Source organism: Pseudomonas sp. GL-R-26 (genome assembly GCF_019947365.1).
Classification (GTDB): Bacteria; Pseudomonadota; Gammaproteobacteria; order Pseudomonadales; family Pseudomonadaceae; genus Aquipseudomonas.
In genome coordinates this window covers 431,487-452,314 of sequence record NZ_JAGYGI010000001.1, presented here as the reverse complement: position 1 = coordinate 452,314, position 20,828 = coordinate 431,487, and the positions used below count along the sequence as shown (strand labels likewise).

Annotated in this window: 19 protein-coding genes; 12 read left to right on the top strand and 7 right to left on the bottom strand. The window is 60.2% G+C overall.

Going from position 1 to position 20,828, the window contains the following annotated elements:
* Nucleotides 1–27: 27 nt before the first annotated feature.
* Complete coding sequence (locus tag KGA96_RS02060) at nucleotides 28–273, top strand: DUF1127 domain-containing protein (protein ID WP_223511485.1); 246 nt, start codon at nucleotides 28–30, stop codon at nucleotides 271–273.
* 142 nt (nucleotides 274–415) lie between these two features.
* Here KGA96_RS02060 and KGA96_RS02055 read toward each other — a convergent pair whose 3' ends face one another.
* A complete protein-coding gene (locus KGA96_RS02055) occupies nucleotides 416–1,723 on the bottom strand; it encodes an NAD(P)/FAD-dependent oxidoreductase (RefSeq protein ID WP_223511482.1) in 1,308 nt (435 codons plus the stop codon).
* 147 nt (nucleotides 1,724–1,870) lie between these two features.
* On the opposite strand from KGA96_RS02055, the gene KGA96_RS02050 reads away from it, so the two are divergent.
* Nucleotides 1,871–2,224 carry a YkgJ family cysteine cluster protein gene (locus tag KGA96_RS02050; RefSeq protein WP_223511475.1) on the top strand — a complete coding sequence of 118 codons (354 nt, stop codon included), beginning with the start codon at nucleotides 1,871–1,873 and terminating at the stop codon, nucleotides 2,222–2,224.
* Between the two features lie 124 nt (nucleotides 2,225–2,348).
* Here the strand turns inward: KGA96_RS02050 and KGA96_RS02045 are convergent, their stop codons facing one another.
* A complete protein-coding gene (locus KGA96_RS02045; protein ID WP_007975155.1) occupies nucleotides 2,349–2,837 on the bottom strand; it encodes an Lrp/AsnC ligand binding domain-containing protein in 489 nt (162 codons plus the stop codon).
* A gap of 157 nt (nucleotides 2,838–2,994) precedes the next feature.
* Between KGA96_RS02045 and dadA the strand changes: the two genes are divergently transcribed.
* The 6 genes from dadA (at nucleotide 2,995) to KGA96_RS02015 (ending at nucleotide 9,136) form a co-directional block, all read left to right on the top strand.
* Nucleotides 2,995–4,299 carry a D-amino acid dehydrogenase gene (dadA, locus tag KGA96_RS02040; protein WP_223465216.1) on the top strand — a complete coding sequence of 435 codons (1,305 nt, stop codon included), beginning with the start codon at nucleotides 2,995–2,997 and terminating at the stop codon, nucleotides 4,297–4,299.
* Entirely contained in the window at nucleotides 4,271–4,624 is a 354-nt protein-coding gene (locus tag KGA96_RS02035) for a RidA family protein (protein WP_223465217.1), read from the top strand. Before dadA ends, KGA96_RS02035 begins: the two co-directional genes overlap by 29 nt.
* Before the next feature lie 97 nt (nucleotides 4,625–4,721).
* Nucleotides 4,722–5,795: an alanine racemase gene (gene alr / locus KGA96_RS02030; RefSeq protein WP_056726341.1), complete on the top strand. Its 1,074-nt coding sequence runs from the start codon at nucleotides 4,722–4,724 to the stop codon at nucleotides 5,793–5,795.
* A 127-nt stretch (nucleotides 5,796–5,922) separates the two neighbouring features.
* Entirely contained in the window at nucleotides 5,923–6,471 is a 549-nt protein-coding gene (locus tag KGA96_RS02025; protein WP_008023455.1) for a cupin domain-containing protein, read from the top strand.
* Nucleotides 6,472–6,653: 182 nt separating this feature from the next.
* On the top strand, nucleotides 6,654–7,076 hold the full coding sequence (locus tag KGA96_RS02020) for a c-type cytochrome (protein WP_046038983.1): 423 nt from the start codon (nucleotides 6,654–6,656) through the stop codon (nucleotides 7,074–7,076).
* Between the two features lie 137 nt (nucleotides 7,077–7,213).
* The gene (locus tag KGA96_RS02015) at nucleotides 7,214–9,136 is read left to right on the top strand and encodes an acetyl-CoA hydrolase/transferase C-terminal domain-containing protein (protein ID WP_046038984.1); all 1,923 of its coding nucleotides are present in this window, start codon (nucleotides 7,214–7,216) and stop codon (nucleotides 9,134–9,136) included.
* Between the two features lie 130 nt (nucleotides 9,137–9,266).
* Here the strand turns inward: KGA96_RS02015 and KGA96_RS02010 are convergent, their stop codons facing one another.
* A complete protein-coding gene (locus KGA96_RS02010; protein ID WP_046038985.1) occupies nucleotides 9,267–9,839 on the bottom strand; it encodes a xanthine phosphoribosyltransferase in 573 nt (190 codons plus the stop codon).
* A 57-nt stretch (nucleotides 9,840–9,896) separates the two neighbouring features.
* Nucleotides 9,897–11,906 carry a DNA helicase Rep gene (gene rep / locus KGA96_RS02005; protein WP_046038986.1) on the bottom strand — a complete coding sequence of 670 codons (2,010 nt, stop codon included), beginning with the start codon at nucleotides 11,904–11,906 and terminating at the stop codon, nucleotides 9,897–9,899.
* A 264-nt stretch (nucleotides 11,907–12,170) separates the two neighbouring features.
* On the opposite strand from rep, the gene KGA96_RS02000 reads away from it, so the two are divergent.
* Nucleotides 12,171–13,844 (top strand): putative bifunctional diguanylate cyclase/phosphodiesterase, encoded by a 1,674-nt coding sequence (locus KGA96_RS02000; RefSeq protein ID WP_223465219.1) that lies wholly within the window; start codon nucleotides 12,171–12,173, stop codon nucleotides 13,842–13,844.
* A 196-nt stretch (nucleotides 13,845–14,040) separates the two neighbouring features.
* On the opposite strand, the gene KGA96_RS01995 is transcribed toward KGA96_RS02000, so the two are convergent.
* Complete coding sequence (locus KGA96_RS01995; RefSeq protein ID WP_223465220.1) at nucleotides 14,041–15,438, bottom strand: NorM family multidrug efflux MATE transporter; 1,398 nt, start codon at nucleotides 15,436–15,438, stop codon at nucleotides 14,041–14,043.
* 158 nt (nucleotides 15,439–15,596) lie between these two features.
* Here KGA96_RS01995 and KGA96_RS01990 point away from each other — a divergent pair, with 158 nt between their 5' ends.
* Nucleotides 15,597–16,517 carry a LysR substrate-binding domain-containing protein gene (locus KGA96_RS01990; RefSeq protein WP_046038988.1) on the top strand — a complete coding sequence of 307 codons (921 nt, stop codon included), beginning with the start codon at nucleotides 15,597–15,599 and terminating at the stop codon, nucleotides 16,515–16,517.
* Between the two features lie 325 nt (nucleotides 16,518–16,842).
* The gene (locus KGA96_RS01985) at nucleotides 16,843–18,057 is read left to right on the top strand and encodes an aldose 1-epimerase family protein (protein ID WP_223511465.1); all 1,215 of its coding nucleotides are present in this window, start codon (nucleotides 16,843–16,845) and stop codon (nucleotides 18,055–18,057) included.
* Nucleotides 18,058–18,140: 83 nt separating this feature from the next.
* On the opposite strand, the gene KGA96_RS01980 is transcribed toward KGA96_RS01985, so the two are convergent.
* Nucleotides 18,141–19,634 (bottom strand): YifB family Mg chelatase-like AAA ATPase, encoded by a 1,494-nt coding sequence (locus KGA96_RS01980; protein WP_046038992.1) that lies wholly within the window; start codon nucleotides 19,632–19,634, stop codon nucleotides 18,141–18,143.
* Between the two features lie 183 nt (nucleotides 19,635–19,817).
* Nucleotides 19,818–20,078 carry an accessory factor UbiK family protein gene (locus KGA96_RS01975; protein ID WP_223511463.1) on the bottom strand — a complete coding sequence of 87 codons (261 nt, stop codon included), beginning with the start codon at nucleotides 20,076–20,078 and terminating at the stop codon, nucleotides 19,818–19,820.
* Nucleotides 20,079–20,486: 408 nt separating this feature from the next.
* Here KGA96_RS01975 and glnK point away from each other — a divergent pair, with 408 nt between their 5' ends.
* Nucleotides 20,487–20,825 carry a P-II family nitrogen regulator gene (gene glnK / locus KGA96_RS01970; protein WP_002555808.1) on the top strand — a complete coding sequence of 113 codons (339 nt, stop codon included), beginning with the start codon at nucleotides 20,487–20,489 and terminating at the stop codon, nucleotides 20,823–20,825.
* Nucleotides 20,826–20,828: the final 3 nt, after the last annotated feature.

Sequence of the window (20,828 nt, the reverse complement as noted above, 5' to 3'; positions counted from 1 at the left end):
CTACCCAAGTAAACAGGAGCATCCAAGATGAACGGTTTGAGCGATGTGCGGCTGACGTTACACAGTCAGGAACTGGCGGCAGGGCAAACGGACAACGCACGCCATGCGTCTATGGGCAATGCGTCGTCCGGCCTGAGTCGCTGGGATCTGTTCTGGCGTCGCCTGCACACGCGCAAGGCCTTGCTGGCGCTGACGGCCGATCAGCTCAAGGACATCGGGCTGACCCGGGAGCAGGCGCGGGAGGAGGGGCTGAAGCCTTTCTGGCGGATCTGAGCTTTGCAGTATTGTTTCGGCCTCTTCGCGGGCAAGCTCGCTCCCACAGGTTTCGGTGGTGAACACAAATCTTGTGAACACCAGTAATCCCTGTGGGAGCGGGCTTGCCCGCGAAGGCGTCAGAGCTGACACCGACAATCTTTCAGACCAACTCTTTAAGCCGATGCCACAACATCCCCAACGCCAGCAACGGCGAGCGCAAATGCTTGCCGCCGGGGAAAGTGATGTGCGGCACCTTGGCGAACAAATCAAAACCACCACTGTGCTGCCCACTAATCGCTTCGGCCAGCAGCTTGCCCGCCAGGTGCGTGGCATTCACGCCATGACCGGAATAGGCCTGGGCGTAGTACACGTTCGGCTGGTCCTTGAGTCGCCCGATCTGCGGCAGACGGTTGGCGCCGATGCCGATCATGCCGCCCCATTGGTAATCGATCTTCACTGCGCTCAGCTGCGGGAAAACCTCGAGCATTTTCGGGCGCATGTACGCGGCGATGTCTTTCGGGTCGCGGCCCGAGTAATGGCAGGCGCCGCCAAACAGCAGGCGTCGGTCCGCCGAGAGCCGGTAGTAGTCCAGCGCCACCCGCTGGTCACAGACCGCCATGTTCTGCGGCAGCAGGGCGTGGGCCTGTACTTCGCTCAGTGGTTCGGTGGCGATGATGTAGCTGCCGGCGGGCAGGACTTTGCCGCTGAGTTCCGGGTTGAGGTTATTGAGGTAGGCATTGCAACCCAGCACCAGGGTCTTGGCGCGCACCGAGCCCTCGGCGGCATGGACCTTGACCTCGGGGCCATAGTCGATGCGGGTTACGGCCGAGTGCTCGAACAACTGGACCCCCAGACGTTGTGCCGCGGCTGCTTCGCCCAAGGCCAGGTTCAGTGGATGCAGGTGCCCCGAGCCCATGTCGATCAGGCCGCCAACGTAACGCGTGGAGCCGACCACGGTGTGCATCTCGTTGGCTTGCAGCAAACGGGTCTCGTAGCGGTAGCCGAGGCTGCGCAGTTCTTCGGCATCCTCGGCGAAGCCTTCAAGGTCACGGGGTTTGTTGGCGAGGTCGCAGTAGCCCCAGGTCAGGTCGCAGGGGATCTGGAAGCGCTCGACCCGTTGCCGGACGATTTCCACGGCTTCCAGGCCCATGAGTTTCATTTGCCGAACACCTTCCGCACCGATGACGTTGGTGAACTGATCAAGACCGTGGCCGACGCCGCGAATCAGCTGCCCGCCATTGCGTCCACTGGCGCCCCAGCCGATTCTATGGGCTTCGAGCAGCACCACACTGAGGCCGCGTTCGGCCAGCTCAAGCGCCGTGTTCAACCCCGAAAACCCGCCGCCCACCACACAGACATCAGCCAGCACTTCGCCTTTGAGCGCCGCAAGTTCGGGCTGCGGCAGGCTGCTGGCGGCGTAGTAGGACGCGGTGTGGTTCTGAGCAGGCTGTTGAGCACGGGCATTCATGTGCGTGTTCCTGATGCTTGCGTTTGGAAAACCTGACGGAGCATAAGCCGGAGCTTCCCGGACGGGCAACATTGGTCGGCTGGTGCTGTCTGGATCGAGTCTTTTGCGTCAGAATCGCGCTCTATTCCGCTATTGGTCACCGCTGCAATGAGCTGCAACAGCCAGACGATCCGCACATTGCGACAACAGATCCCCTCGTTCGAGTGCGTTCCCGGCTGCCATGACTGCTGTGGGCCGGTGACCACCTCGCCGGAAGAAATGTCGCGACTGCCGCGCAAGACCCGCGCCGAGCAGGATGCCGCCATGGAAGAGCTCAACTGTGTGCATCTGGGGCCGAATGGTTGCACGGTGTATGGCGAGCGGCCGCTGATCTGTCGGTTGTTCGGTACCACCAAGACCTTGCCATGCCCCAATGGGCGCGGGCCGGTGGAATTGATTCATCCGCGGGTGGAGAAGCAGGTGTTTGAGTACATGGCCAGCACTCGGCAGGTGTTGGTTTAGGCGGCGGCGTACTTCAGCAGAACCGAGTCGACTTCATCGCGGGCAAGCCCGCTCCCACAGGATCGCCACTGTACCTGTGGGAGCGGGCTTGCCCGCGATGGGGCCGGTTCGGACACCGCAAATTTCAATCCGGAATCGGCAAGGTCAGGCTCTCTTTCACCTCTTCCATCACGATATAGCTCTTGGACTCCCTCACATGAGGCAGCTTGAGCAGGATGTCGCCCAGCAATTTGCGGTACGAGGCCATCTCGGAAATCCGCGCTTTCACCAGGTAGTCGAAATCCCCTGACACCAGATGACACTCCAGCACATGGGGCAATTTCAGCACCGCACGTCGGAACTCTTCGAAAGTATCGCCGGATTTGTAGTCCAGGCTGATTTCGACGAACACCAGCAGACTACCCTTCAGGTGCTGCGGATTGAGCCTGGCGTTGTAGCCCATGATGATCCCTTCGCGCTCCAGACGCCGGACCCGCTCAGTACAGGGCGTGGTCGAGAGCCCGACCTTTTCTCCTAGCTCCGTAAAGGAAATCCGCCCGTCCGCTTGCAGGATCCGCAGGATATTGCGGTCGATCTTGTCCAGCTCACGTTTGGTCTGAGTGTTGGTACGCATAGGGGATGCGCCTCCGTGAAAAGGGTTTTTGCCGAGAATTGTCGCCAAATATAAGCGCTTATATAGTGAAAAGCACTGGCAAATCTTTTTTACACTGCGCGCATCTAAAGCTCTGAATAACAAACGTCAGCGGTTAGCCGCGATGAGGGATATGAAAATGCGCGTCATGGTCTTGGGTAGCGGCGTCATCGGTACCACCAGTGCTTATTATCTGGCCCGCGCCGGGTTTGAAGTGGTGGTTGTGGACCGGCAGCCAGCTGCTGCCATGGAGACCAGTTTCGCCAACGCCGGGCAGGTTTCGCCGGGTTATGCCTCGCCGTGGGCCGCGCCAGGTGTGCCGCTCAAGGCCATCAAGTGGCTGTTGCAGCGCCACGCGCCACTCGCGATCAAGGCCACTGCCGACATCGACCAATACCTGTGGATGGCGCAGATGCTGCGCAACTGCACCGCCAGCCGTTACGCGGTGAACAAGGAGCGCATGGTCCGTCTGTCCGAGTACAGCCGTGACTGCCTCGATGAACTGCGTGCCGAAACCGGCATCACCTACGAAGGCCGTAGCCTTGGTACGACCCAGCTGTTCCGCACCCAGGCTCAACTGGACGGCGCCGCGAAAGACATCGCCGTGCTGAAAGAGTCCGGCGTGCCGTTCGAGCTGCTCGACCGCGACGGCATTGCCCGCGTTGAACCGGCGCTGGCAAGCGTCACTGACATCCTCGCCGGTGCCCTGCGCCTGCCGAACGACCAGACTGGCGACTGCCAGATGTTCACCACCAAGCTCGCCGAGATGGCCGCGAACCTCGGTGTGCAATTCCGTTTCGGCCAGGACATTCAGCGCCTCGACTTCGCCGGTGATCGCATCAATGGCGTGTGGATCGACGGCAAGCTGGAAACCGCCGACCGCTACGTGCTGGCCCTCGGCAGCTACTCGCCGCAACTGCTCAAGCCGCTGGGGATCAAGGCGCCGGTGTACCCGCTCAAGGGCTACTCCCTGACCGTGCCGATCACCAACCCGGCGATGGCCCCGACTTCGACCATTCTCGACGAGACCTACAAGGTCGCGATCACCCGTTTCGACAACCGCATCCGCGTTGGCGGCATGGCTGAAATCGCCGGTTTTGACCTGTCGCTGAATCCGCGTCGCCGCGAAACCCTGGAGATGATCGTCAACGACCTTTATCCTCAGGGCGGCGATCTGGCCCAGGCCGATTTCTGGACCGGCCTGCGTCCGACCACTCCGGACGGCACCCCGATCGTTGGTGCCACCCCGTTCAAGAACCTGTTCCTGAACACCGGCCACGGCACGCTCGGCTGGACCATGGCTTGCGGCTCCGGTCGCTTGCTGGCGGACCTGATAGCGAAGAAAAAGCCGCAGATCAGCGCCGAAGGCCTCGATATTTCCCGTTATGGCAAAAAAACCCAGGAGTCTGCAAAGCATGTCAGTCCAGCGCCAGCTCACCAATGAGCGCATGAGTCAGATCGTCACCCATAACGGCACGGTTTACCTGGCCGGACAGGTTGGCGATGACTTGAACGCCGGGATTGAACAGCAGACCCGCGAAACCCTCGCCAACATCGAGCGGTTGCTCGATCTGGCCGGCACCGACAAGCACCATCTGCTGTCGGTGACGATTTACCTGAAGGACATCGACGCGCATTTCGAAGGCATGAACGCGGTGTGGGACCAGTGGCTGCCAAAAGGATTCGCCCCGGCCCGTGCCACCGTTGAATCGAAATTGTGCGAACCGGAAATCCTGGTCGAGCTGTCGGTTGTAGCCGCTCTGCCATAAGCTTTCAGACAGATCCCTCTCCCGGTGCTGCTGGCGGTTCACGCCGTTAGCCAGCACCGGTTTTTCTTCCCGATAACCCGACCAGAAGTCTGCCGCCATGCGTCCTGCCCGTGCCCTGATCGACCTTCAAGCCCTGCGCAACAACTACCGAATCGCCCGTGAGCTCACGGGGGCCAAAGCCCTCGCGGTGATCAAGGCCGATGCCTATGGTCACGGTGCGGTGCGTTGCGCCCAGGCGCTGGAAGCCGAGGCGGACGGGTTTGCCGTGGCCTGCATCGAAGAGGCGTTGGAGCTGCGGGCGGCGGGCATTCGTGCGCCGATCCTGCTGCTGGAAGGTTTTTTCGAAGCCGATGAGCTGGCGCTGATCGTCGAGCATGATTTCTGGTGCGTGGTGCATTCGCTGTGGCAGCTCGAAGCCATCGAGAAAGCGGCGTTGAGCAAGCCGATCACCGTGTGGCTGAAGCTCGATTCGGGCATGCACCGCGTGGGTCTGCACCCGGCGGATTATCAGGCGGCCTATCAACGGCTGTTGGCCAGCGGCAAAGTCGCGAAAGTGGTGCTGATGAGCCACTTTGCCCGCGCCGACGAACTGCACGAGCAGGCCAGCGCCGATCAGGTGGCGGTATTTGAAGCTGCGCGCAAGGGCTTGTCCGCCGAGGTCAGCCTGCGCAACTCGCCAGCGGTGCTCGGTTGGCCGCAGATTCCGAGCGATTGGGTGCGCCCAGGCATCATGCTCTATGGCGCCACGCCTTTCGAAGAAGCCAACGAAGCGGCATCGCGCCTGCAACCGGTCATGACCCTGGAATCGAAAGTGATCAGTGTGCGCGAGTTGCCGGCTGGCGAGCCCGTCGGTTACGGCGCCAAATTCATCACCCCCAAACCGATGCGCATTGGCGTCGTGGCCATGGGTTACGCCGACGGCTACCCGCGTCTGGCACCGACCGGCACGCCAGTGCTGGTTGCCGGGCAGCGCAGCCAGTTGATCGGTCGGGTATCGATGGACATGCTCTGTATCGACCTGACCGATGTGCCGCAGGCCGGCCTTGGTTCGACCGTCGAATTGTGGGGCAAAAACATCCTCGCCAGCGATGTGGCCATGGCTGCCGGCACGATTCCTTACCAGATCTTCTGCAACCTGCGTCGAGTGCCACTGCTCTATTCCGGGGCTTAGTGCGCAGGGCTCCAGACCGGAAGTCGCCTCGCTGAGCAGGATTCAGGTCAAGGTGTTGTAAATACTGAACGCTGTCGCCATGATAACGCTCACTATTCCAACAATCTGAATCCTGGAGGCGCAAGCTTTGGACGTCGGTGAACGACTGCAATCCATCCGTAGGCTCAAAGGCCTTTCCCAGCGTGAGCTCGCCAAACGGGCGGGGGTCACCAACAGCACGATTTCGATGATCGAGAAGAACAGCGTCAGCCCCTCGATCAGTTCGCTGCGCAAGGTGTTGGGCGGGATTCCCATGTCCATGGTCGAGTTCTTTTCCGAAGAAATCCTGCAGGAAAAACCGACTCAGATCGTCTACAAAGCCAACGAGCTGATCGATATTTCCGATGGCGCGGTGACCATGAAACTGGTCGGTCGGGCGCACCCGAGCCGGGCGATCGCATTCCTCAATGAAATCTATCCGCCAGGCGCCGACACCGGTGACGAGATGCTCACCCATGAGGGCGAGGAAACCGGCATCCTGGTCGAAGGAAAACTGGAACTGGTGGTCGGACTCGAAACTTTTGTCCTCGAAGCCGGCGATAGCTACTACTTTGAAAGTACCAAGCCACACCGTTTCCGTAATCCGTTCGACGTGCCAGCGCGACTAATCAGCGCAGCCACGCCGGCGAATTTCTAAGAAAAGGGGCGTCCTGCCAGCATCGCAGAGGCGCCCAGGCTGTTTTTCCGTCGCGGCCTAAGACCCCTCCGACTTTGGGGTTGTTTCAGTGCGACGGGCTTACCGCTATACTTGCGCCCGCCTGCGAACCGTGGCCGTAGGCGTGACTAGCCACCATTGAGGGTGAACGCGTGAACCTAATTATGAAAATGCTGGCTGCACCAGCAACCGTATTGGCCCTTTGGGCTGTCAGTGTCAGCGCTCAGGCTGCGACCAACGACGATATCGCCAAACGCCTTGAGCCAGTCGGCCAGGTTTGTGTTCAGGGTAAAGAGTGCAAGGGCATGGAAGTGGCCACTGCCGCTGGCGGCGGTGGTGGTGCGAAAACCCCGGATGAAGTGATTGCAAAACATTGCAACGCTTGCCACGGTTCAGGCCTGTTGGGCGCGCCGAAAATCGGTGATGCCGCTGCCTGGAAAGACCGTGCCGATCACCAGGGCGGCCTCGACGGCATCCTGGCCAAAGCCATTACCGGTATCAACTCGATGCCGCCTAAAGGCACCTGCGCCGATTGCTCCGACGCCGAGCTCAAAGGCGCCATCCAGAAGATGTCCGGCTTGAAATAAGCCTGAGTCTTGCTGCTGAAAAGCCGCTTTCGAGCGGCTTTTTTGTGCCTGTGATTTAACCCGGGTGGCTGTTCATTGCAGCAAAGACACGGCAAGCTCGGTTCAAGCCCAAGTCATGGAACGTGAGGGAGGATCCGATGGTTCAGCTGTGCTCTATCGAACAGGCAGTCGATGACGTCTTGGCACGGTTGCCGGCGCATATCCACATGGGCCTGCCTCTGGGGTTGGGCAAACCCAATCACTTCGTCAACGCGCTGTATCAACGAATCGCACAGTCGCCCGAGCGACGGCTGACGATCTACACCGCGTTGTGCCTGGGGCGCCCACCCTTGGGCGATGGTTTGCAAAAGCGCTTTCTCGAACCCTTTGTCGAGCGGGTCTTCGGCGATTATCCGGAGCTGGAATTTCTCGCCGACCTGCGCCGCGACGGTCTACCGGGCAACATCCACGTCCAGCAGTTCTTCATGCAGCCTGGCAGCCTGCTCAACAGTGCCACGGCGCAACAGGATTACGTCAGCAGCAATTACAGCCATGCGGCGCGGGACATCAATGCCGCCGGGTTGAATCTGGTGGCGCAACTGGTGGCCAGCGAAGCCGAGCATCCCGACCGCTTGAGCCTGAGCTGCAACCCGGACATCACCCTCGACCTGTTGCCGATGATCGCCAAGCGCCGCGCCGCCGGAGAAACCATCCTGATGGTCGGCCAGGTGCACAACGATCTGCCCTACATGCCCGGCGATGCGGAACTCGGCATCGACACCTTTGACCTGCTGATCGATGAGAAGGACAACACCACGCTGTTTTCCACGCCGAACATGCCGGTGGGGTGTCAGGACCATTTCATCGGCCTGCACGCCAGCACCTTGGTGCGTGACGGCGGCACCTTGCAGATTGGTATCGGCTCCATGGGCGATGCGCTGACAGCGGCACTGCTGGCGCGGCAAGCAGACAACGACCGATACAGGGCTTTGCTGGCAGACGTAAACCTCAGTCAGTGGTCGCAACTGATCGAGCGCGAAGGCGGCATCGAACCCTTCGCCAAGGGCTTGTACGGTTGCAGCGAAATGTTCGTCAACGGCTTGCTGGTGCTGGCGGATGCCGGGATCGTGCGGCGCAAGGTTTATCCGGACGTGGCGACCCAACAGCAGGCGAATGCCGGCACCCTCGACGAAGCTGCGCAAACCGATGGCATCTCGGTGCACGGCGGATTCTTCCTCGGTCCGCGCAGCTACTACGAACGCTTGCGCGAGTTGCCGCAAAACAAGCGGCTCGAATTCAACATGACCCGCATCAGCTACATCAACGAGCTCTACGGCCAGGAAGAACTCAAGCGTTTGCAGCGCCTGGATGCGCGGTTCATCAACACTGCGTTCACCGTGACCTTGCTCGGTGCCGCGGTGGCGGATCAGCTCGAAGACGGACGTGTGCTCAGCGGCGTAGGCGGGCAATACAACTTCGTGGTTCAGGGGCATGCACTGGCAGGTGCGCGCTCGGTCTTGTTGCTGCGCAGTTGGCGCGAGTCTGGCGGCGATGTCAGCTCGAACATCGTCTGGGAATACGGTCACTGCACGATTCCCCGGCACTTGCGGGACATCGTGGTCACCGAATACGGCATCGCCGATCTTCGCGGCAAGACCGATGCGGCGGTGATCGAGGCCTTGCTCAATATCAGCGACTCGCGTTTTCAGCCGGGGTTGATCGAGCAGGCGCAGAAAGTCGGCAAACTACCCAAGGACTTCTGTCTCGATCCGCGCTTTACCGATAACAGTCCGCAGCGTTTACAGGCGATTCAGGCGCGGCATCCGCAGCTGTTTCCGGAGTATCCGTTGGGTTGCGATTTCACCGAGGTCGAGTGTGATCTGTTGCGGGCACTGAACTGGCTCAAGAGCAAGTTCAAGCTGAGCGAGGTGCTGGAGTTAGGCAAGGCGGCACTGGATGCGCCGGAGCCCGCGTCGTTCCCGGAGCATCTGCAGCGCATGCAACTGGCAAGCCCGGAGGGGATGAAGGAGGATTTGTATCAGCGCCTGCTGCTCACAGGCCTCAAGGCCACCGTGCAATAACTGCTCGCCCAAAAACAACTGTAGGAGTGAGCCTGCTCGCGATAGCGGTGTATCAGCCAATGACTATGTCGGCTGACACTATGCAATCGCGAGCAGGCTCGCTCCTACAGGGGTATTACTGTGTGGCTGCTTACTCGATAAAGGTCACAACACCATCGGCCAGCGACTTCACCCGGGCCAGGGACTCTACTCGATAACCCTGCGAGTCCAGTTCCGCACGGCCGCCCTGGAACGACTTCTCGATCACGATGCCCAGGCCCGCCACGGTGGCGCCAGCCTGCTTGATGATCGAAATCAGTGCCTGGGACGCCTTACCGTTGGCCAGGAAGTCATCGATGATCAGCACGCGGTCGCTGCTGGTCAGGTGGCGCGGGGAGATCGCCACGGTGCTTTCGGTCTGCTTGGTGAACGAGTACACGGTCGCCGACAGCAGGTTTTCGGTCAGGGTCAGGGACTGGTGCTTGCGGGCGAAAATCACCGGCACACCCAGGTTCAGACCGGTCATGATCGCCGGGGCGATGCCCGAGGCTTCGATGGTGACGATCTTGGTGATGCCCGAATCCTTGAACAGCGTGGCGAATTCGTCGCCGATCAGCTTCATCAGGGCTGGGTCGATCTGGTGGTTCAGAAAGGCGTCGACTTTCAGGACCTGGTCGGAAAGCACGATGCCTTCTTCGCGAATTTTCTTGTGCAGGGCTTCCATGAAGCTGTCCTCTGTTGGCGCCTTGTGCGCCCTAAGGTTTTAAAAAAGTGGTCAATTCTAGCGCTTTAACATCGCGCGTATATCCGCCAATGCATTGTTGCCGCGCACGGCTTTGACTTCGGTCGGTGTGTCGTCGTTGCCTTCCCAGGCCAGATCGTCCGGCGGCAACTCATCGAGGAAGCGGCTCGGTGCGCAATCGATGATCTCGCCGTACTGCTTGCGCTTGGCGGCGAAGGTGAAGGCCAGGGTCTGGCGCGCGCGGGTAATGCCCACGTAGGCCAGGCGACGTTCTTCTTCGATAGTGTCGGCTTCGATGCTGGAGCGGTGCGGGAGGATTTCCTCCTCCATGCCCATGATGAACACGTAGGGAAATTCCAGGCCCTTGGACGCATGCAAGGTCATCATCTGCACGCCTTCGGCGCCATCTTCCTCTTCCTGCTGACGCTCGAGCATGTCGCGCAGGACGAGTTTTCCGATGGCGTCCTCGACGGTCATTTCGCCTTCTTCGTCTTTTTCCAGGGTGTTCTTCAGCGCTTCAATCAGGAACCAGACGTTACCCATGCGGTAGTCGGCAGCCTTGTCGCTGGAGCTGTTGGTGCGCAGCCAGTTCTCGTAGTCGATGTCCATGACCATGCTGCGCAGGGCAGAGATCGGGTCTTCGCCGGCGCACTGCTCGCGGACCCTGTCCATGAAGCGCTTGAAGCGCGACAGGCGATCGGTGAAGCGGCTGTCCAGATGCTCGCCCAAACCCATCTCGTCGGTGGCAGCGTACATCGAGATCTTGCGTTCGGTGGCGTAGTTACCCAGCTTCTCCAGCGTGGTCGAACCGATCTCGCGGCGCGGCACGTTGATCACCCGCAGGAAGGCGTTGTCGTCGTCCGGGTTCACGATCAGGCGGAAGTAGGCCATCAGGTCTTTCACTTCCTGACGTCCGAAAAAGCTGTTGCCGCCGGACAGGCGATACGGCACTTGGTGATGCTGCAACTTCAGTTCGATCAGCTTGGCTTGGTAGTTACCGCGATACAGGATCGCGAAATCGCTGTACGGGCGGTCGGTGCGCAAGTGCAGGCTGAGGATTTCCATGGCCACGCGCTCGGCCTCGGCGTCTTCGTTGCGGCAACGGATCACGCGGATCTCGTCGCCGTGACCCATTTCACTCCACAGCTGCTTTTCGAATTCGTGGGGGTTGTTCGAGATCAGCACGTTGGCGCAGCGCAGGATGCGACTGGTGGAGCGGTAGTTCTGCTCCAGCATCACCACTTTCAAGGACGGGTAGTCTTCCTTGAGCAGCATCAGGTTTTCCGGGCGAGCGCCGCGCCAGGCATAGATCGACTGGTCATCGTCGCCCACCACGGTGAACTGGTTGCGCTTGCCGATGAGCATTTTCACCAGCAGGTACTGGCTGGCGTTGGTGTCCTGGTATTCGTCGACCAGCAGGTAACGCACCTTGTTCTGCCACTTTTCCAGGATGTCGGCGTGCTCCTCGAATAGCTTCACCGGCAGCAGGATCAGGTCGTCGAAGTCCACCGCGTTGAACGCCTTGAGCGTGCGCTGGTAGTGGGTGTAGACGATGGCAGCGGTCTGTTCCTTGGGGTTGCGCGCGTTTTCCAGGGCCTGGGCCGGCAGGATCAGGTCGTTTTTCCAGGCGCCGATCATGTTCTTGATCTCGTCGACGCCGTCGTCGCCCGAGTATTCCTTCTGCATGATGTCGGTCATCAGGGCCTTGACGTCGGTCTCGTCGAAGATCGAGAAGCCCGGTTTGTAGCCCAGCCGCACGTGTTCCTTGCGGATGATGTTCAGGCCCAGGTTGTGGAACGTGCAGACCGTCAGCCCGCGCCCTTCACCGGCACGCAGCAGGGTGCCGACCCGTTCCTTCATTTCGCGGGCGGCCTTGTTGGTAAAGGTCATGGCGACGATGTACTGGGCGCGAATGCCGCAGTTCTGGATCAGGTGCGCGATTTTGCGCGTGATCACGCTGGTCTTGCCGGAGCCAGCACCGGCGAGCACCAATAGAGGGCCGCCGACGTAGTTCACGGCTTCTTGCTGCCGGGGATTGAGTCGGGACATACGTAAATTCAGGAGTCAGTCACAAAATGGGCCGGCATTTTAACAGGCTCAGCGAATTGTGCTGCTCTGTCCGACTTGTGACGTAGCACGCTATCTGTAATTGCCGGTTTTGTTACTTTCACGCAGGATGCGCAACGAATTTGCGGCTAATGTTCGTAATTCCGGATACAAAGGGCTCGTTTTGCTCACTGATGTCATTGTCATTGGTCATCGGAACGGCATAATGCCCGTCGCCTACATCTTTGCAGAGTCTAGGGAGCTAGCTTGTCTACGCCTGTCGAACCCTTGCGTTTGCTGCTACTGGCCGAAGAGCCAGCGTGGGCAGCGTTGTTGCGCGAGTGTCTGGCTCCTATGGGGAGCTCGGCCGTGCTCATCAGCGCGCCGAGTTGGGAGTCGGTCAGCAGCCTGTTCGATGACAACCGCAGCGCGGTGTTATTGACCATCCCGCAACTTCAACCGGCGCCGGGCCGTTGCAGCCTGCCGACGGTGTTGTTGCTCGACCATGAGCCGCTGACCCCGCCCGACGGCGTGAGTGACTGGCTGGTGCGCGATTTGCTCGATCCCGGCATGTTGCGCCGTTGCCTGCGCCATGTGCGCGAACGCGGCGTCCTGGAAAACACTCTGCAACGCCTGGCCGAGCAAGATCCGCTGACCGGCATCGCCAACCGCCAGGGTTTCCAGACCCTGCTGACGGCGCGCCTGGCGGAAAACGACGGTCGCGGCCTGGCCCTCGGTCATCTCGATCTCGACAACTTCCGTTATGCCAACGACGCCCTCGGCCATCAGGCCGGTGACCGCCTGATCCTGCAAGTGGTGGCGCGGCTCAAAAACCAGCTTGAGGCCGGCGATCAACTGGCGCGCCTGGGCAGTGATGAATTCGCTCTGCTGATCGACACCCGTCGCGCTCCCCAGCGTGCCGAGTGGATGGCCGAGCGCATCAGCGAAGCACTGGCCGAGCCTTACTGGGTCGACGGCGAAAGCCTGTTGATCGGCTCCAGCCTGGGCATCGCCTACGCCCGGGCCCAGGCCGGTGCGGACCCGCTGATGTGGCATGCGCACATCGCCATGCAGCAGGCCAAAAGCACCCAGGGTTGCACCTTTCACATTTTCAACGAGCGCATCAACCGCAATGCCCGCAGCATCGCCGACCTCGAAACCGAGCTGCGCCGGGCGCTGCGTCGTGATGAGCTGGAGCTGCATTACCAGCCACGGCTGAACCTCGAAGACGGGCAGATCGTTGGCCTCGAAGCGTTGGTGCGCTGGCGGCATGCCGAGCGCGGCTTGCTGCCTCCGAGTGAGTTCGTGCCGCTGGCTGAGCAAAGCGGTCTGATTGTGCCGCTGGGCTACTGGGTGATTTCCCGGGCCTTGCGCGACATGCAGGCGCTGCTTGAGCTGGGTTTGCCGCCGTTGCACATGGCGATCAACCTGTCGTTCCGACAGTTCCAGGACAGCCAGCTGTTGTCGACCCTCAGTCGCCTGATTGCCGAGCGTGGTGTCGAGGCGCAGTGGCTGGAGTTCGAGCTGACCGAAACCGCCGTGATGCGTCGCAGCGATCTGGTCAAGCAGACCATGGATGCCCTCGGGCGCCTCGGCGTGCGCTTCTCCCTCGACGACTTCGGCACCGGGTTCTCGTCGTTCGTGCACCTCAACAGCCTGCCGATCACCTTGCTGAAGATCGACAAGAGCTTTGTCGGCGGTATGGAGCAGCGTGAGGAAAACCGCAAGCTGGTCCACGCGATGATCAACCTGGCGCACAACCTCAACCTCGAGGTGGTCGCAGAAGGCGTGGAAACGCCGGAGCAACTGGATCTGCTGCGCGGGTTTGAATGCGATCAGGTGCAGGGATATTTGATCAGCAAGCCATTGCCGCTGGCCGAGTTGGTGGAATATCTGACGTTTGGTTCCAGTCAGCAGCCGATGCTGGAAATCGTGAGCTGACGTGTACACCCCTGTGGAGCGGGCTTTTGTGGCGAGGGGGCTTGTCGGAACGCCGCACCGCCCCGTTGGGTCGCGAAGCGGCCCCTTATCCTGCAACCGAGCTCTGTCAGGTACATCGCATTTTCTGGCTTTGCGGTTGCTGCGCAACCGAACGGGGGCAAGCCCCCTCGCCACAGGGCTGCTCCCACAGGGGATCTCAGTCTGGCTGAGCGACCGTGAAGTCGTTCTGTTGCGTTGGCTCCCGTCGAATCATCCGCTTCATCTTCCACTCAAACCCCAGCGTCAGGCTCACCGCCGCGCACGCCAGCCCCAGCGCCAAGCCCCACCAGACACCCGTTGGCCCCCAATTCAGGTGGAACGCCATCCACCACGCTGCCGGTGCGCCAATCAGCCAGTAGCAACCCAGGCCGACGAGGAAAGTGGTCTTGGCATCCTTGAGTCCGCGAATGCAGCCCATGGCAATGGTTTGCACGCCGTCGAACAGCTCGAACCATGCCGCCACCGCCAACAGGCTCACGGCCAGGTTGATGACATCGCGAAACGCCGGGTCGTTGTGGTCGAGAAACAAACCGACCAATTGGTTCGGCAATAGCCAGAAGACCATGGCGAAACACAGCATCGCTGCCGCCCCGAACGCAATGCCCACCCGCCCGGCCAGCCGCGCATACAGCAATTGCCCGGCGCCATAGTGCTGGCCGATGCGCATGGTGATCGCGTAGGAAATCCCCGCTGGCACCATGAACGCCACCGAGACGATTTGCAGGGCAATCTGATGCGCCCCCAGTTGTGTGCTGCCCATGGTGCCCATGCACAGCGCGGCGAAGGCAAACAGCCCGACTTCCACCGCGTAGGTGCCGCCAATCGGCAGGCCCAGGCGCCACAGCTCCTTCAGGTACTGGCGGTTCAGCCGCGACAGGCCCTGGCGTAGCGGATAGGCCTCATAAGCCGGATGCCGACGAATGTGCCACGCCAGCGCAAGTGCCATCAGGTTGGCGACAATCGCCGTGACCAGCCCAATGCCCGTCAACCCCAGCTTCGGCAGGCCGAACATGCCGGTGATCAACGCGTAGTTGAGCAGGAAGTTGGCGACCGTACCGCCAAGGCTGATGACCATCACCGGCGTCGCACGGCCAATGGCGCTGGTGAACCCGCGCAGGGCCATGAAGCTCAGGTAGCCGGGCAGGGCGAACGGCAGGAAGATCAAAAATTGACCGGCCGCGTTGACGTTGGTTTCGGTCTGCCCGAATAGCAGCAAGACCGGTTTGAGGTTCCACAGCAGCAAACCGGCGGCCAGTGCCATCAGCCATGCCAGCCACAGCCCGGCCTGGGTCAGCCGGGTAGCCCCGACGATATCGCCGGCCCCCTGACGGATCGCCACCAAAGTGCCGACGGCCGCAATCACGCCGATGCAGAAAATCGACACGAACGAATAGGTCGCCGCACCGAGCCCGCCACCGGCCAGGGCCTCGGGACTCAGGCGCGCCATCATCAGGGTGTCGGTGAGGACCATCAGCATGTGCGCCAACTGCGAGGCAATCAGCGGCCCCGCCAGCCGCAGGATGGCCCAGAGTTCAGTACGTGCTGGATGCTGCATGGTCATCACGCTCGATTATCAAAGGGAACAGGAAAGCACCGATTCTCGGCGCTTTGCGCGGTTTGCACAAAGGGATAAAAAGGATGGGTAGCATGATTAAAACTCATGCTGGAGAGTTTCTGCTAGGGTAGGCGAACCCCGCACCAGGAGCTTTCCCAATGTCCCGTCGTCTTCCTCCCTTGTATGCCCTGCGCGCATTCGAAGCGGCGGCGCGGCACAGCTCGTTTACCCGTGCGGCCGAAGAGCTGTCGATTACCCAAAGTGCGGTCAGCCGACATATTCGTACGCTCGAAGAGCATTTTGCCTGCCGCTTGTTTCACCGCAGTGGCCGCAACCTGCAACTGACCGAGTCGGCCCGTTTGCTGTTGCCGGGCATTCGCGAAGGCTTCACCGCCCTTGAACGTGGCTGTAATACCTTGCGCGCCGAAGACGACATCCTGCGCATGAAGGCCCCGTCAACCCTGACCATGCGCTGGTTGCTGGCGCGCCTCAGTCGCTTCCGTCATCTGCAACCGGGCAACGAAGTGCAATTGACCAGTGCGTGGATGGACATCGATTCGGTGGATTTCAACGACGAGCCGTTCGACTGTGCGGTGTTGCTGGGCAATGGACATTTCCCCCCGGACTGGGAGGCGAGTTACCTGTTCCCCGAGGAATTGATCCCGGTGGGCGCCCCCAACCTGCTGAACGATCAGCCTTGGGATGTCACGCGTCTGGCCAATACCGAATTGCTGCACCCGACCCCGGACCGCCGCGACTGGCGCAACTGGCTGGAACGCATGGGGCTGGCTGATCAGGTATCACTCAAGGGCGGGCAGGTGTTCGATACCTTGGAGCTGGGCATGATCGCCGCCGCGCGGGGTTATGGCGTGTCCATGGGCGATCTGCTGATGGTGGCTGAGGACGTGGCCCAGGGGCGCCTGAGTTTGCCCTGGCCGACCGCCGTTGCCAGTGGCGAGTGCTATTACCTGGTATGGCCGAAAACCCGGCCCGGCGGCGAACGCATGCGCCGGCTCAGCGACTTTCTGCAAAATGAAGTCCGGTCCATGGAGTTGCCGGATGTCGTGCATCTGAGCTGAAACGATGAAGCCGCCGCAATGACGGCTTCAGGCAATCTCCCGGTGAATGACTCAAGTATTCAACTTCGCCGCTGAAAATTTGCTGATGGGACCTTCGTGCAGGTCCCTGTATTCCACTGCGGACTTGCGGCATCAGGTTGACCGGTTTCGTTGAGTCACTGCCGAAGTCGCCATCGCGAGCAGACTCGCGATGGCATCGACTCAAATCCGTTTGCCCCCCATCTACTGATCAATTGTCTTTCTTGGCATTTTTTCGACTTTTATGCTTGCTGAAACGTTTCATCATGTCTATAAAAATGGCACAACTCCAAGAAAGGCTATTTTCATGACACCGCTCAAACTCTTCGTTGCCCTCAGCGCACTGTCCGCTGCCTCCCAAGCCCTAGCCTGGGATTACGTCCTGCTCGACACCGACAAAGCCGCCCAGAACTGGCAAATCACCAGCCAGCAACTCGGCGTAAAAACCGACAAACCTTTCAGCGTGACCCTGCGCACCTTGCACGGTGGTCGGCAGGAAGGCGTCAGCATCGTCGACATCGATAACGGCACGATGAAACTTTCGGTAGTTCCAACTCGCGGCATGAACGTCCTGCAGGCCTCGGTCGGTAACGTGCGCATGGGTTGGGATTCGCCAGTCAAGGAAGTGGTCAATCCGTCCTTCATTGAGCTCAACGGCCGTGGTGGCCTGGGCTGGCTGGAAGGCTTTAATGAACTGGTCACCCGCTGCGGTTACGAATGGGTCGGCCACCCCGGCATCGACAACGGCGAACTGCTGACCCTGCACGGTCGCGCTGCCAATATCCCGGCAAACAAAGTCACCCTGCACATCGATGAAAAACCGCCGTACGCCATCAGCCTGCGCGGCGAGCTGAAAGAGCAGGCTTTCAAGAAAGTCGACTTCTCGGTCGCGACCGAACTGGTCACCGAGCCCGGCAGCGTAGCGTTCGCCCTCAACGACACCCTGACCAACAACGGCGACTATCCGAAGGAATACCAGGCGCTGTATCACAGTAACTTCAGCACCCCATTCCTGGAGCAGGGCGCCCGCTTCGCTGCGCCGGTGAAACAGGTGTCGCCGTTCAACGATAAAGCCAAAAGCGATTTGCCGGACTGGCAAACCTATCGCGCACCGACCAAGGACTACGACGAAACGGTTTACAACGTAGTGCCGTACGCCGATGCCAAGGGCGATACATTGACCGTCCTGCATAACAAGGCCGGCAGCCTGGGCGTCTCGGTCGGTTTCAACACTCAAACACTGCCCGTGTTCTCCCTGTGGAAAAACACCGATACCGAAGGGCAGGGCTATGTCACGGGGCTGGAGCCAGGCACGAGTTTTTCCTACAACCGCCGGTATCAGCGGCCACTGAACCTGGTGCCAATGATTGGGCCGAAGGAGCAGAAGCAGTTCCGCATCAGCTACGGCTTGCTGGCGGATAAGACCGCTGTGGATAAGGCGTTGAAGCAGGTGAGCGAGATTCAAGGTGGGCGGGAGACTGAGGTGCGGCAGACGCCGTTGGTTGACCTTACCAAGGGGTGATTTGCGCCATCTTTCCGAAAAACCGCTCATTGGTCGAAAAAACACTTAGAAATGACGTTTTTCAAAACACTTACAAATTTGAGCTACTGGCTTGTTGGCCGATATTGCAGCGCTTCGGCCAAGTGCTCGCGTCTGATCTCATCGACTTGTTCAAGGTCCGCAAGAGTGCGCGCTACTTTGAGCAGTCGATGGGCCGCTCGCAGTGACAAGGTCAGTCGTTCACACGCTGTCTCCAGCCACGTTTCGTCTGTTGTGGATAACTTGCAGTGTCTGCGCAGGCCCGGCAAGTCGAGAAAGGCATTGGCACAGCCTTGGCGCTTTTGTTGCCGTTCTCGTGCATCGGCAACCAACTCGGCGGCGGTGGCAGTGTCCTCGCCGGGTTTTAACGCAGGATTCAATGCCGTGGCTTCGCGAGCAACCGTCAGGTGCAGATCAATACGATCCAGCAGTGGCCCCGACAGTTTGTTGCGATAGCGCTGAACCATGTCCGGCGTACAGGAACAACGGCCACTCGGTTCGCCAAGATATCCACAGGGGCAGGGATTCATCGCAGCGACCAGTTGAAAGCGCGCCGGGAAGCGTACGCGGTCCTTGGCGCGGGAAATCACGATGTGGCCGGATTCCAGTGGTTCTCTCAACACCTCCAATACCTTGCGATCAAATTCCGGGAGTTCATCGAGGAACAGCACGCCATGGTGAGCGAGGGTGATTTCGCCCGGTTGTGGTTTCGAGCCACCGCCCACCAGTGCCGGTCCTGAGGCGGAATGGTGTGGTTGTCGGAAGGGTCGCTGTGGCCAGTGGCTTAGCGGTACGCAGCTGGCGACGGATTGAATCGCCGCGACCTCCAGTGCTTCGTTTTCGGCCAAGGGTGGCAACAGCCCTGGTAATCGGCTCGCCAGCAGTGTCTTGCCCGTACCTGGTGGCCCGCTGAACAGCAGGTTATGCGCACCCGCTGCCGCAATCAGCAGCGCGCGTTTGGCTGCCATTTGCCCCTGAACTTCATTCAAATCAGGATAGGGTTTGCTGGCGTAGAGCAAACCATTGGAAACGTAAGGTTCGATGGGGGTGTGCCCATTGAAATGCGCCACCGCTTGCAGCAGATGGTCCACCGCGATGACCTTCAACCCCGACGCCAGGCAGGCCTCTTCGGCATTCGCCTGCGGCACCATCAACCAACGCCCGGCCTTGCGCGCCGCCAATGCCGCCGGCAGCACCCCGCGGACCGGTCGCACTGCGCCGGAAAGCGCCAGCTCCCCCAGGCACTCCACATCATCCAGTGTCAACGTCGGCACCTGCACGCTGGCCGAGAGAATCCCGAGGGCAATCGCCAGATCGAACCGTCCGCCATCCTTGGGCAAATCCGCCGGCGCCAGATTCAACGTGATCCGTCGCGCCGGAAATTGCAGTCCCGAATTGATGATCGCACTGCGCACCCGATCCTTGCTTTCCTTCACCGCCGCCTCGGGCAAGCCGACCATGGTCAGCGATGGCAAACCATTGGCCAGATGGACTTCTACAGTAACGGCAGGCGCCTCCACGCCGACCTGGGCGCGGCTGTGGACGATGGAGAGGGACATGATCGTTCCTTGAGCTAAACGGGGACCGCTTCCTGCGGGTTTTTGAAGGGTAGGCGCGGGGTGAGGATCTGGCGTTGGAAACAGGCCGGGAAATGTTCGCCGGATGTTGCGAGGTCATATCCACTGCTGTTCGAAAACAAAAAAACCGCCCAAAAGGCGGTTTTTCATTCGTGCATACGGTGTTTATTCGGTCGGCGGATTCAGCTTCGCTTCCAGCTCCGTCACCTTCGCCTCAAGGCTCTCCAGTCGCGCCCGTGTGCGCGCCAATACAACCATCTGGCTATCGAACTCTTCCCGACTCACCAGATCCAGTTTGCTGAAGCCACTTTGCAGCAACATTTTGAACTGGCTTTCGATTTCAGCTTTCGGCAGAGGCGTGTCGCCGCTGAAGAGGCGGGAGGCAGTGCTGGTGAGGGCGTCGAGGAAGTCTTTTGGCGCAAGCATGGGCAATGTCCTGGAAACAATGACGGGCAGTGTATCACGCAGTGTCTATAGTCATTTGCGCGGGCAAGGGATGCACGCTTTTCGCGCATGGGGACGGACGGTGTTGCACCGTTATTGTGCGTAACCCGGCGAGTGTTGCTGCGATATGGCGGACATCTGTCGGCAAAAGATTGAAAACTATGAGTTTTGTGGAGATGGCAAGGTTTCTGCTTAGATGGTGATGACCCATGCACTGATGCAGTCACTGTGACGAACGAAGTGCGCCAAGCGAAGCGGGGGAGTGTTTCGTGAGGGGCGTCGGACGGGCAGGTCAGGGCCGACGATGCGTTACAAAGCCAGGCACTGCGCTTAGACTTGAGTCGGGTTTGTTTTCCTGGGGCAAGTCCACCAATTCGGGAGAGAGTTTTCATGAAGCTAGTCACTGCCATCATCAAGCCGTTCAAGTTGGACGACGTACGCGAGTCGCTGTCCGAGATCGGCGTGCAGGGCATTACCGTCACTGAAGTCAAAGGCTTTGGTCGGCAGAAGGGTCACACCGAGCTGTATCGCGGCGCGGAATACGTGGTCGATTTCCTGCCCAAGGTGAAGATCGACGTCGCCATCGACGATAAGGATCTGGACCGGGTAATCGAGGCCATCACCAAGGCGGCCAACACCGGCAAGATCGGTGACGGCAAGATCTTCGTGGTCAATCTGGAACAGGCGATTCGCATCCGTACCGGCGAAACCGATACCGACGCAATCTAAGCC